This window comes from Streptomyces sp. WAC06614 (assembly GCF_003949795.1).
GTDB lineage: Bacteria > Actinomycetota > Actinomycetes > Streptomycetales > Streptomycetaceae > Streptomyces.
In genome coordinates, this window is record NZ_RPRY01000217.1 from 1 (window position 1) to 11,942 (window position 11,942).

An 11,942-nucleotide genomic window follows, 5' to 3' on the forward strand; every position below is an offset into this window, starting at 1 on the left:
GTGGTGGTCGGGAACGGGGACAACGGGGGCGACGCGTTGTACGCCGCGGCGCGGTTGGCTCGGCGGGGGGCCGGGGTGTACGCCGTGCTGATGGACCCCGGCCGGGTCCACGGCGGTGGCCTCGCCGCCCTCCTGGCGGCCGGCGGCCGCCTCGTCGAGCGGCTGCCGGCCCGGTTGGACCTGGTCCTCGACGGGCTGCTCGGCATCGGCGGCCGCGGCGGCCTGCGCCCGCCCGCGGCGGCGCTCGCCGCGCAGGCGGCCGAGGCCAGGGCCGCCGGTGCGACGGTCGTCGCCGTCGACCTGCCCAGCGGGGTCGACGCCGACACCGGCGAGGTGGCCGGCGCCGTGGTCACCGCGGACGTGACCGTCACCTTCGGCGCGTACAAGCCGGGTCTGCTGATCGCCCCCGGCGCCACGCACACCGGCGCGGTGCGGCTGGTCGACATCGGCCTGGCCCTGCCCGCCGAGCCGGCGCTCGGTGTCCTCCAGGACCCGGACGTGGCCGCGCTGTTGCCCGTACCGGGCGCGGAGAGCGACAAGTACCGGCGTGGTGTGGTCGGGGTGCTCGCCGGGTCCGGCCAGTACCCGGGCGCGGCCGTCCTGGCGGTGGCCGGCGCACTGCGCGGCGGGGCCGGGGCCGTGCGTTACGTCGGTCCGGCCGACCGCGAGGTCCTGGCCCGGTTCCCGGAGACGCTGATCGGCACCGGCCGGGTCCAGGCGTGGGTGGCCGGGCCGGGGCTCGGCGACGGCCGCCCGGCCGAGGTCGAACGGCTGCTGGCCCGGGACGACGTCCCGGTCCTGGTGGACGCCGACGGCCTGCGCGGGCTCTCGCCGGAGGCACTGCGGCGGCGTACGGCGCCCACCCTGCTGACCCCGCACGCGGGCGAGGCCGCGGCGCTGCTCGGGGTGGACCGGGCCACGGTCGAGGCGGAACGGTTGGGCCGGGCGCGGGAACTGGCGGAGCGTTACGGCGCGACCGTGCTGCTCAAGGGCTCGACCACCGTGGTGTGCGACCCGGCGGGACGGGTCCGGGTCAACCCGACCGGGACCCCGTGGCTGGCCACGGCCGGCAGCGGCGACGTCCTGTCGGGCCTGGCCGGGTCCCTCCTGGCGGCCGGCCTCGCCCCGCTGGACGCCGCATCGGTCGCCGCCTACCTCCACGGCCTGGCCGCCCGACACGCCGCCGCGGGCGCCCCCCTCACCGCCCGACAGGTGGCCGAAGCCCTTCCCACGGCCTGGCGCACCGTCCACCACCCGTAGCAACCACCGACCGCGGCCCCGCGCCGCACCGGCTCCCGGCCCCGCCCCGGGTGCCTGGGCGGCCCGGTGCCGGCCTCCGACCGGAGCCGTCGGCCCGGTCCGCCCGGCCGGCAAGGGGCGCGGGGCGCCCGTCGGGTCGGTGCGTGGTTCCGGCCCGCCCGGGGCCGACAGCGGTTCCCGGCCCGCCCCGGGCCGACAGCGGTTCCCGGCCCGCCCCGGGCCGCACCGGCTTCCGCCCCCGGACATGCGAAACATGTGCCGCCGCGGCAGCGGCCCCCGCAAGTGGGGCGGTGGGTTCTGAGAGACTGGGCGCGATGAACGAGACACCGCCGCGCGTGCACGCCGAGATCGATCTTGACGCCGTACGGGGGAACGTGCGCGCACTGCGCGAGCGGGCCCCCCGGTCCGAGCTGATGGCCGTGGTCAAGGCCGACGGCTACGGACACGGCGCGGTGGCCTGTGCCCGGGCGGCCCTGGAGGCGGGGGCGACCTGGCTCGGGACCGCCACGCCGCAGGAGGCGCTCGCGCTGCGCGCGGCCGGGATCACGGCGCGGACGCTGTGCTGGCTGTGGACGCCCGGCGGGCCCTGGCGGGAGGCCGTCGAGGCCGATCTCGACGTCGCCGTCAGCGGGATGTGGGCCCTGGACGAGGTACGCGCCGCCGCCCGGGCGGCCGGGCGGACCGCCCGGATCCAGCTCAAGGCCGACACCGGCCTCGGCCGCAACGGCTGTCAGCCCGGCGACTGGGCCGACCTGGTCGGCGCGGCCGTCGCCGCCGAGGCCGAGGGCACCGTCAAGGTCACCGGGCTCTGGTCGCACTTCGCCTGCGCCGACGAACCCGGCCACCCCTCCATCGAGCTCCAGCTCGCCGCGTTCCGCGACATGCTCGCCCTCGCCGAGAAGGAGGGGATCGAGCCCGAGGTGCGGCACATCGCCAACTCGCCCGCCACGCTCACCCTCCCCGAGAGCCACTTCGACCTCGTGCGCACCGGCCTCGCCGTCTACGGCGTCTCGCCCGCGCCCGAGCTCGGCACCGCCCAGGAGCTGGGCCTGCGGCCCGCCATGACCCTCAAGGCCTCCGTGGCGCTGGTCAAGCGGGTGCCCGGCGGGCACGGGGTCAGCTACGGCCACCACTACGTCACCCCGGCCGGCGGCAGCCACCTCGCCCTGGTCCCGGCCGGGTACGCCGACGGCATCCCCCGGCACGCCTCCGGCCGCGGCCCGGTCCTGGTCGGCGGCGCGGTGCGCACGGTGGCCGGGCGGGTGGCCATGGACCAGTTCGTGATCGACCTCGGCCCCGACGAGCCCACCGTCCGCAGCGGGGACGAGGCCGTGCTGTTCGGGCCCGGGGAGCACGGCGAGCCCACCGCCGAGGACTGGGCCCAGGCCGCGGGCACGATCGCGTACGAGATCGTCACCCGCATCGGCGCCCGAGTGCCCAGGGTCTACCTCCATGGCTGAGAACCCGGCGGCCGACACCTGGCGCCGCGCCGGCTGGGCCGGCGCGGCGATCGGCGTGCTGGCCGCCGGCGCCGCGGCCGGAGTGGCCGTCGAGCGGCTCACCGTGGGCCGCGGCATGCGCCGTCAGGCGCGCCTGGCCCTGGACGCCACCGCGCCCTACGGATCCCTGCGCGGGACCGAGGGCACCACCCGTGCCGAGGACGGCACGCTGCTGCACCACGAGGTGGACGAGCCCCCGGAGGAGCCGGCCAAGCGGCGCCGGCTGCGCCGCCGTCAGCCCGTCGCCACCGTGATCCTGTGCCACGGCTACTGCCTGAACCAGGACGCCTGGCACTTCCAGCGCGCCGCGCTGCGCGCCCTGGGGGTCCGGGCCGTCTACTGGGACCAGCGCAGCCACGGCCGCTCCGCCCGGGGCCTGGCCCAGGCCGACGGCGAGCCGGTCACCATCGACCAGCTCGGCCGGGACCTGAAGTCCGTCATCGACACCACCGCCCCCGAGGGCCCGCTGGTCCTCGTCGGTCATTCCATGGGCGGTATGACGATCATGGCGCTGGCCGAGCAGTTCCCGGAGCTGGTCCGTGACCGGGTCGTGGGCGCGGCCTTCATCGGGACCTCCAGCGGTCGGCTCGACGAGGTCACCTTCGGCCTCCCGGCCGCCGGGATGAACGCCGTACGCCGGGTGCTGCCGGGCGTGCTCAAGGCCCTCGGCTCGCAGGCGGAGCTGGTCGAACGGGGCCGGCGTGCCACCGCCGACCTGTTCGCGGGCACGGTCAAGCGCTACTCGTTCGGTTCGCGCGACGTCGACCCGGCCGTGGCCCGGTTCGCCGAACGGCTGATCGAGGCGACCCCGATCGACGTGGTCGCGGAGTTCTACCCGGCCTTCCAGACCCACGACAAGACCGAGGCCCTCGCCCGCTTCGCCGCCCTTCCGGTCACGGTGATCGGCGGGGACCGGGACATGATCACCCCGCCGGAGCACAGCGAGGCGATCAAGGCCGTGCTCCCGGACGCGGAGCTGACCGTCCTGGAGAGCACCGGCCACCTGATGATGCTGGAGCGCCCCGACACGGTCACGGCCCTGCTGGCCGAGCTGCTGGTGCGCACCGGCGCGGTGCCGGCAGCGGCTAACGTTGGCGCGTATGGAAGCACCGCACGCAGCACACCCCCGAACGGCTGACGCCGAGGCCGTCATCACCGTCGACTCCCCGGAGCGGATGCAGGACCTGGGCCGCCGGATCGCGGCCCTGCTGCGCCCCGGGGACCTCGTCCTGCTCACCGGCGAGCTGGGCGCGGGCAAGACCACGCTGACCCGGGGCCTGGGCGAGGGCCTCGGCGTGCGCGGGGCCGTGACCTCGCCGACGTTCGTCATCGCCCGGGTGCACCCCTCGCTGGTGGACGGCCCGCCGCTGGTCCACGTGGACGCGTACCGGCTCGGCGGCGGACTGGACGAGATGGAGGACCTGGACCTCGACGTCTCGCTGCCCGATTCGGTGGTCGTCGTGGAGTGGGGCGACGGCAAGGTCGAGGACCTGTCGGAGGACCGGCTGCACGTGGTGATCGCCCGCGCGGTGGGCCACGAGGAGGTCCTGGACGACGTCCGGCAGGTCTCGCTGCGCGGCGTCGGCGGGCGCTGGGAGGCCGCGGAGCTGGCGAAGCTCGCAGGGGAGCACGCGGGCGACCATGCCGGGGACCGTGCCGGGGCGTAGTTCCCGACGAGGTGCCGACAAGCTGTCGGCAAGATATTGCGTCCGCGGTGGGATGCGTGATGACATGGTACCGAGAGCTGGTTAGGTGTACCTAAGTGCGGCGTCCCGGGTCCAGGAGGCAGCCCATGTCGGCAGCAGAGCGCGAAGACGTACCCCGCCCGTCCGCCGTGCCCGCCGGGCCGCTGTCCATGCAGGCGCTGCTGGCCTCCTGCGCCGCCGCGAACGCCGTCTCCACCCCGCCGCGGCGCCGGGAGGCCGGCGCGGGCCGGGACGTGGAGCCGGCCGGACCGCCGCCCGCCGCTGCCGCCCCGGAGTCCGAGGCGGCCTGACGAGGCAGCTTGCCGCGCAGCCGAACGGGTGAATTACGGGACGACGACGACCTTGGTGTTGATCGTCGCGAAGTTCCACATCGCGTCGCCGTCGGCCCGGCTCATCCGGATGCCGCCGGTCTTCTTGCCCGGGTCCGGCGCCGGGACCTGACCGTCCGCGCGGGCGCTGAAGCCGATCACCACACCGCCCTCGCTCAGCGCGAAGCGCACCACGTGCTCGACCGCGACCCCGTCGGACCCGGTGACCGCGCCCGAGCGCGAGCCGACCACGTACGAGCCGGGCTTGGGGTGCACGGTGCTCGGCATCACCGTGAAGCTGCGCGGCTCGGCGTCGGCGGCGCCGACCAGCCACACCCGCTTCTGGCCGATCGAGTAGACCACCCGCGTCCCGGTGCCCGAGTTCTCCGGGACCGGTCCGGCCTTGCCCGCGGCCTGCGGCGCGGAGGGCTGCGCGGGGGCACCGGCGGCCGGCTGCTGCTGTTGCTGCTGTCCGGCGGCGGCGGGCTTGGCGGGCGCGGTCGCGGACGCCTGGTAGGCGAGGAAGCCGACCGCGGCGAGCGCCACCGCGGTGAGCCCGGCCACGATTCCCGAGCTGCTGCGTGCCACCTTGGCTTCCCTTCCCCGGACTTCCCTGGGGTCGTCCCCCGGATACGTGTGGAGCGATCCGTGGTCCGGACGGACCCGGATACGTGATCGGTTCGAAGGTAGCAGCAGGGGCGGCGCCGAACCGTCCGCACCGGGCCCGGTGCGGACAGTCGTAGGCTGTTCGCGTGCTCTTGCTCGCCGTAGATACCGCCACGCCCGCCGTCACCGTCGCCCTGCACGACGGTGAGTCCGTCGTCGCCCGCTCCGACCAGGTCGACGCCCGCCGCCACGGGGAGCTGCTGCTGCCCGCCGTGGACAAGGTGCTCGCCGAGGCCGGGCTGAAGCTCGACGCCGTCACCGACCTCGTCGTGGGCGTCGGCCCCGGCCCCTACACCGGACTGCGCGTCGGGCTGGTCACCGCCGCCACCTTCGGCGCCGCCCTCGGGGTGCCCGTCCACGGCCTGTGCACCCTCGACGGCCTGGCCTGGGCGGCCGGGGCGGCCGGGGTCGAGGGCCCGTTCGTGGTCGCGACCGACGCGCGCCGCAAGGAGGTCTACTGGGCCCGCTACGAGGACGGCCGCACCCGGACCGGGGAGCCCGCCGTGGACCGCCCGGCCGACATCGCCGAGCAGGTCGCCGGCCTGCCGGCGGTCGGCGCCGGCGCGCTGCTGTACCCGGAGGTCTTCCCCGACGCCCGCGGGCCCGAGCACCAGTCGGCCGCGGCCCTGGCCTCGCTGGCCGCGGAGCGGCTGGCGGCCGGCGGGACGTTCCTGCCGCCCACCCCGCTCTACCTGCGCCGGCCCGACGCCCAGGTACCCAAGAACTACAAGGTGGTCACCCCCCAGTGACCCGCACCGTCCTGCGCCCGATGCGCTGGTGGGACATCGAGCCCGTGCTGGAACTGGAACACGAGCTGTTCCCCGAGGACGCCTGGTCCGCCGGGATGTTCTGGTCCGAGCTGGCCCACGCCCGCGGCCCGCAGGCCACCCGGCACTACGTGGTGGCCGAGGAGCAGCCCGAGGGCGGCCCCGCCGCGGGGCGCACCGGCCGGATCGTCGGCTACGCCGGCCTGGCCGCCGCCGGCGACCTGGCCGACGTCCAGACCATCGCGGCCGCCCGTGACCAGTGGGGGACCGGGCTCGGCGCCCGGCTCCTGACCGACCTGCTGCGCGCCGCCAGCGCCTTCGAGTGCGCCGAGGTGCTGCTGGAGGTCCGGGTGGACAACACCCGCGCCCAGAAGCTCTACGAGCGCTTCGGCTTCGAGCCGATCGGCTTCCGCCGCGGCTACTACCAGCCGGGCAACGTCGACGCGCTCGTGATGCGCCTTTCCGATCCGGCCGGCTCCACCGCCGGCTCTGCCCCGTTGCGAAGTGAGAACCATGGCTGACGAACCCCTCGTCCTCGGCATCGAGACCTCCTGCGACGAGACCGGCGTCGGCATCGTCCGCGGCACCACCCTGCTCGCGGACGCGGTCGCGTCGAGCGTCGACGAGCACGCCCGCTTCGGCGGCGTCGTGCCCGAGGTCGCCTCCCGGGCCCACCTGGAGGCGATGGTCCCGACCATCGAGCGCGCCCTGAAGGAGGCCGGGGTCAGCGCCAAGGACCTCGACGGCATCGCGGTGACGGCCGGCCCCGGCCTGGCCGGCGCGCTGCTGGTCGGCGTCTCGGCGGCCAAGGCGTACGCGTACGCGCTGGGCAAGCCGCTCTACGGGGTCAACCACCTGGCCTCGCACATCTGCGTGGACCAGCTGGAGCACGGGCCGCTGCCCGAGCCGACCATGGCCCTGCTGGTCTCGGGCGGGCACTCCTCGCTGCTGCTGGCCCCGGACATCACCTCCGACGTCCGCCCGTTGGGCGCGACCATCGACGACGCCGCGGGCGAGGCCTTCGACAAGATCGCCCGGGTGCTGAACCTGGGCTTCCCCGGCGGCCCGGTCATCGACCGGCTGGCCAAGGAGGGCGACCCGGCTGCCATCGCGTTCCCGCGCGGGCTGACCGGGCCGCGCGACCCGGCGTACGACTTCTCCTTCTCGGGGCTGAAGACGGCCGTGGCGCGCTGGATCGAGGCCAAGCGCAACGCGGGCGAGGAGGTGCCGGTGCGCGATGTGGCCGCGTCCTTCCAGGAGGCGGTGGTGGACGTGCTCACCCGCAAGGCGATCCGCGCCTGCAAGGACGAGGGCGTCGACCACCTGATGATCGGCGGCGGTGTGGCCGCCAACTCCCGGCTGCGGGCGCTGGCCCAGGAGCGCTGCGACGACGCCGGCATCGTGCTGCGCGTGCCGCGGCCGAAGCTGTGCACCGACAACGGTGCGATGGTCGCGGCCCTGGGCGCGGAGATGGTCAGGCGCAACCGGACCGCCTCGGCCTGGGACCTGTCGGCGGACTCCTCGCTGCCGGTGACCGACCCCCACGTCCCGGGCCCGGCGGACGACCACGGTCACGGGCATGGGCACGGCCACGGGCACGGGCACGGCCACGCGCACGACCACGACCACGTCCACGAGCTCAGCAAGGACAACCTGTACTCATGAGCACCACCGTCACCCTGATGTGGGAGGCCAGGGCGGTCACCGGCCGCGGCGGTGAACTCCTGGAGTGGGCCCGCGCCCAGGTGCTGTCCAGGGACCCGCTGCGCCGCGAGACGTTCATGGCCCCCCAGGACCGGGTGCTGGTGCTCACCTGGTGGCAGACGGACTCCCTCGCGGCGGAGCTGCCCGAACTGCCCGAGCCGGACGCCGAACTGATCACCCGTCCGGTGCACCGCTGGCGCTTCGAGTCCGTCGAGACCGTGTCCTGACGAGCGGGTCGTCCGGGGTGGCCGGTCCCGTTATGGTCATGACCATGCCTCGCCGTGATCTTCCGCCCCCGCCGCCGCCCGCGCATCTGCGGGCCTGGCTGGACGACAGCGTCGTACGGGCCGACCGCGCCCGGTTCCTGGCGGAGCTGGGGCGGCAGGAGCTGGGGCTGGGGCGGCTGCTGCTGCTCTGGGTGATCGCGGCCGTGGTCACGCTGGGCTGGACCTGCGTGGGCCTGGCGCTGATGTCGTTCGAGCAGGACCAGCGGCTGGAGGACCTGGTCGGGGTGGTCTACGGCGTGCTGGGCGCGGGCGTGCTCGTCCCCGCCGGGTTCTGGTTCGCCCGGGGCGTCCGGCGCGACCGCCAGGTGCGCCGGCTGCTGGCCGCGTGGGCGGCCACCGACCCCGACCCGGCCGCGGACGCCCGGCTGCGCTCGCCCGGCCGGAGCCTGGTGTGGCTGCTGGCCTCGTGCGCGCTGGGCGCGGTCGGGCTGTGGGTGTCGCTCGGGGCCGCGCTGGGCGCCCGGCCGGGCGCCCAGACGTACGGCGAGGTCACGTACCTGATGGGGATGGGGACGATCCTGTGGGTCACCGGGCTGCTGGGCGGGGCGAAGGCCGTGGCCCACTACCGCTGGGCGGTGCGGGCCTTCACGCCCCGGGCGCTGCTGCCGGGAAGCCGATCAGCATCGACGGTGCCCCCGCCACACGGGTGAGGAAGACGGTCGCGGAGTTCGGGCCCTGCGGCTTGACCTTGCGGCGCAGTTCCTCGGGCTCGATCGCCGAGCCGCGCTTCTTGACGGTCAGCACGCCCACCCCGCGCGCGCGCAGCAGGGCCTTGAGCTTCTTGAGGTGGAAGGGCAGCACGTCGGTGATCTCGTACGCGGTGGCGTACGGCGTGGGCCGCAGCGCGTCGGCGGTGACGTAGGCGATGGTCGGGTCGATCAGCCGGCCGTCGAGCGCGGCAGCGACCTCGGCCACCAGATGGGCGCGGATGACCGCGCCGTCGGGCTCGTAGAGGTAGCGGCCGACCGGCCCGGGCTGCGGGTCCGGCAGCGGCTCGGTGGTGTGCAGGGTGCGCGGGCCGGGCAGCAGGGTGGCCCGGACGGCGCCGGGGGTGGTGCCGAACCAGAGCACGGCCTCCTTCACGTCCCCGCCGTCCGAGATCCACTCGGCCTCGGCCTCGGCCGGCACCGCCTCGTGCGGGATCCCCGGGGCGATCTTGACGGCCGCGTACGGCGCCGTACGGGCGGCGGTGACGGCCCAGGACAGCGGCGGCGAGTAGGCCTCGGGGTCGAAGGTCCGGCCCCGGCCGCCGCGCCGGGCGGGGTCCAGGAAGACCGCGTCGTGGCCGGCGGTGTCGACCTCGGTCACATCGGCCTCGCGCACCTCGATCAGGTCGGCCAGGCCCAGCGCCGCGGCGTTGGCCCGGGCCACGGCGACGGTCAGCGGGTCCCGGTCCACGGCCAGCACCCGGATACCGGCGCGGGCCAGGGCGATGGCGTCGCCGCCGATGCCGCAGCACAGGTCGGCCACGCTGCGGACGCCGAGCGCGGCCATCCGTTCCGCCCGGTACGCGGCCACGGCCGCGCGGGTGGCCATCTCGGCGCCGTGCGGGGTGAAGTACATCCGGAGCGCGTCCTCGGCGCCGAACTTCGCCACCGCCCGCTGCCGCAGCCGGGCCTGCCCGAGCGCGGCGGAGACCAGCCCGGCGGGGTGCTCCCGGCGCAGCCGGGTGGCCACGGAGAGTTCCTGGGCGGGGTCGTAGTCGCGCAGGGAGTCCAGCAGGGCGCGGCCTTCGGGGGTGAGCAGGGCGGCGAAGTCGAGGTCGTTCACGGCTTCATTGTCGGCCAGCGGGGGCGCCGGCCCTTCCGTGTGCGCCAGTCGGTGGAAGTGCGGGCCGCCGTGCGCGGTGTCGGCCGGGAACGGGCGGGTCCCGGTGACACCATCCGCAACTATGCAGCTAGTAGGAAAAACGGAACAAAATATGCGGGATGCGGCCCACCGGCCGCCCCGCCGGTCCGCCCGCCTGGGCATGGCGGCCCTGGCCGCACTCGTGGTCGCCGCTCTCGGTACCGGCTGCGGCTCCTCGGAGTCCGCCAAGCCCGAGCGGCCGCAGCCCAAGGCCGGCGCCGGGATGGCCGGCGGCGCCCTCGACCAGGCGGCCAAGGCCAAGGCGGCGGCGCAGGCGCGGATCGCCGCGACCAAGAAGTGGGGCCTGGCCAAGGTGCCGCTGAGCGCCCCGCCGGCGCCCAAGGAGAAGCCGGAGATCACCGCGCGCGAGGGCTTCGAGGTCGAGGACCAGGAGAACCTGCCGCCGGTGTTCACCACCGTGCCGACCGAGGACAAGGTCGTCTTCCTCACGATCGACGACGGGGCCGAGAAGGACCCGCAGTTCGTGAAGATGATGCAGGAGCTGCAGATCCCGTACACGGCGTTCCTCAGCGACTACCTCGTGCGCGACAACTACAAGTACTTCAAGGGCATGCAGGCCACGGGCGTCACGCTGAACAACCACACGCTCAACCACCGCTACATGCCGGGCCTGTCGTACGAGAAGCAGCGGCGCGAGATCTGCGGCCAGCAGGAGACCATCCACAAGGAGTTCGGCACGGTGCCGAAGCTCTTCCGGCCGCCGTACGGCAACTACAACGAGGACACGCTGAAGGCCGCCAAGTCGTGCGGGATCGCATACGTCCCGATCTGGAACGCCGAGGCGTTCCCCGACAAAATGGAATACCGGGAGTGGGACCGTGACCTGCACCCCGGGGACATCATCCTCACGCACTTCAGGGGGCGGGAGGACTGGAAGGGGACCATGCCCGACATGGTCCGCCAGGTCATGAAGACCGTCACGGACAAGGGATACGCCGTGGCTCGGCTGGAGGACTACCTGTGAGGAACGCGCGCCGGTCGCTGGCCGGGACGCTGACGGCCGGCGCGCTCGCGCTCACCCTGGCGGGGTGCGGGGAGAGCGTGGACCCGATCGAGCGGCTGGGCCGCCAGACGAGCCAGGAGGTCCAGGGCGCCGACCCCTCGGCGAGCGCGCGGCCGGGGCCCTCGGCCTCCCCCTCCTCCGGCACGCCCGCCGCGGACGACGCGTACAAGAAGTGGGGCCTGACCCGGCCCCTGGAGTTCGCCCCGCGCCCGGCCACCCGGCCGCACCTGCCGCAGGCCGGTCCGGGGAAGGTCCCGGTCGTCGACCGAATACCCGTGCCGGCCGGGGAGAAGATCGTCTTCCTGACCTTCGACGACGGCGCCGAGAAGGACCCCGAGTTCCTGAAGATGGCGGCCGACCTCAAGCTGCCGATCAGCATGTTCCTGACCGACAGCGTCGCCTCGTCGGACTACGGCCACTTCCAGAAGCTGCGCGACACGGGCGCCGGCAGCGTGGTCAACAACCACACGCTGACCCACCCGAACCTGCGGACGCTGTCCTACGCGGCGCAGAAGAAGGAGATATGCGGCCAGCAGGACCGCCTCCAGCAGCGCTTCGGCCGGCGCCCCCAGCTTTTCCGCCCGCCGTACGGCAACTACAACGACGACACCCTGCGCGCCGCCTCCGAGTGCGGCGTCTCCGCCCTGGTGCTGTGGAAGGTGTCGATGCAGATCAACAACTTCCAGTACGCCGAGGGCGACGCCCTGAAGCCGGGTGACATCGTCCTGGCCCACTTCCGCGGCCCGTCGGAGCTCAAGGGCACGACGGAGACCCAGATGACCACCCGCATGCTGCGGCACATCCAGGAACAGGGCTTCCGGATCGGCCGCCTGGAGGACTACCTCTAGCGGCCCCCGGCCCCCGGCCCCCGCT

Annotated in this window: 14 protein-coding genes; 12 read left to right on the forward strand and 2 right to left on the reverse strand. The window is 74.9% G+C overall.

Features of this window, described 5'->3' with window-relative positions:
• From EF918_RS24625 to EF918_RS24645, 5 genes are all read left to right on the forward strand, one after another.
• Window positions 1–1,260, forward strand: a 1,260-nt coding sequence (locus EF918_RS24625; RefSeq protein ID WP_125650577.1) for an NAD(P)H-hydrate dehydratase, incomplete at its 5' end; no start/stop codon positions are given.
• A 314-nt stretch (window positions 1,261–1,574) separates the two neighbouring features.
• A complete protein-coding gene (gene alr / locus EF918_RS24630) occupies window positions 1,575–2,720 on the forward strand; it encodes an alanine racemase (protein WP_125650579.1) in 1,146 nt (381 codons plus the stop codon).
• Entirely contained in the window at window positions 2,713–3,897 is a 1,185-nt protein-coding gene (locus tag EF918_RS24635) for an alpha/beta fold hydrolase (RefSeq protein ID WP_125650581.1), read from the forward strand. The genes alr and EF918_RS24635 overlap by 8 nt, the downstream gene beginning before the upstream one ends.
• The gene (gene tsaE / locus EF918_RS24640; RefSeq protein ID WP_125650583.1) at window positions 3,860–4,426 is read left to right on the forward strand and encodes a tRNA (adenosine(37)-N6)-threonylcarbamoyltransferase complex ATPase subunit type 1 TsaE; all 567 of its coding nucleotides are present in this window, start codon (window positions 3,860–3,862) and stop codon (window positions 4,424–4,426) included. The genes EF918_RS24635 and tsaE overlap by 38 nt, the downstream gene beginning before the upstream one ends.
• 125 nt (window positions 4,427–4,551) lie before the next feature.
• Window positions 4,552–4,755: a hypothetical protein gene (locus EF918_RS24645; RefSeq protein ID WP_125650586.1), complete on the forward strand. Its 204-nt coding sequence runs from the start codon at window positions 4,552–4,554 to the stop codon at window positions 4,753–4,755.
• 33 nt (window positions 4,756–4,788) lie between these two features.
• Here EF918_RS24645 and EF918_RS24650 read toward each other — a convergent pair whose 3' ends face one another.
• Window positions 4,789–5,361, reverse strand: coding sequence for a hypothetical protein (locus EF918_RS24650; RefSeq protein ID WP_125650588.1), 573 nt, complete (start codon window positions 5,359–5,361; stop codon window positions 4,789–4,791).
• Window positions 5,362–5,525: 164 nt separating this feature from the next.
• On the opposite strand from EF918_RS24650, the gene tsaB reads away from it, so the two are divergent.
• Genes tsaB through EF918_RS24675 form a run of 5 tightly spaced genes read left to right on the forward strand, consistent with a single transcriptional unit; the run spans window position 5,526 to window position 8,847 of the window.
• Entirely contained in the window at window positions 5,526–6,188 is a 663-nt protein-coding gene (gene tsaB / locus EF918_RS24655) for a tRNA (adenosine(37)-N6)-threonylcarbamoyltransferase complex dimerization subunit type 1 TsaB (RefSeq protein WP_125650590.1), read from the forward strand.
• A complete protein-coding gene (gene rimI / locus EF918_RS24660; protein ID WP_125650592.1) occupies window positions 6,185–6,727 on the forward strand; it encodes a ribosomal protein S18-alanine N-acetyltransferase in 543 nt (180 codons plus the stop codon). Before tsaB ends, rimI begins: the two co-directional genes overlap by 4 nt.
• Window positions 6,720–7,871, forward strand: a complete 1,152-nt coding sequence (gene tsaD / locus EF918_RS24665) for a tRNA (adenosine(37)-N6)-threonylcarbamoyltransferase complex transferase subunit TsaD (protein WP_125650594.1) — start codon at window positions 6,720–6,722, stop codon at window positions 7,869–7,871. Before rimI ends, tsaD begins: the two co-directional genes overlap by 8 nt.
• Complete coding sequence (locus tag EF918_RS24670; RefSeq protein WP_125650596.1) at window positions 7,868–8,137, forward strand: hypothetical protein; 270 nt, start codon at window positions 7,868–7,870, stop codon at window positions 8,135–8,137. The genes tsaD and EF918_RS24670 overlap by 4 nt, the downstream gene beginning before the upstream one ends.
• A 38-nt stretch (window positions 8,138–8,175) precedes the next feature.
• A complete protein-coding gene (locus tag EF918_RS24675) occupies window positions 8,176–8,847 on the forward strand; it encodes a hypothetical protein (RefSeq protein ID WP_185921902.1) in 672 nt (223 codons plus the stop codon).
• Here EF918_RS24675 and EF918_RS24680 read toward each other — a convergent pair.
• Entirely contained in the window at window positions 8,783–9,967 is a 1,185-nt protein-coding gene (locus EF918_RS24680; RefSeq protein ID WP_185921903.1) for a methyltransferase domain-containing protein, read from the reverse strand. The genes EF918_RS24675 and EF918_RS24680 overlap by 65 nt on opposite strands.
• 151 nt (window positions 9,968–10,118) lie before the next feature.
• On the opposite strand from EF918_RS24680, the gene EF918_RS24685 reads away from it, so the two are divergent.
• On the forward strand, window positions 10,119–11,030 hold the full coding sequence (locus EF918_RS24685) for a polysaccharide deacetylase family protein (RefSeq protein ID WP_125650598.1): 912 nt from the start codon (window positions 10,119–10,121) through the stop codon (window positions 11,028–11,030).
• The gene (locus EF918_RS24690; RefSeq protein ID WP_260610612.1) at window positions 11,027–11,917 is read left to right on the forward strand and encodes a polysaccharide deacetylase family protein; all 891 of its coding nucleotides are present in this window, start codon (window positions 11,027–11,029) and stop codon (window positions 11,915–11,917) included. Before EF918_RS24685 ends, EF918_RS24690 begins: the two co-directional genes overlap by 4 nt.
• Window positions 11,918–11,942: the final 25 nt, after the last annotated feature.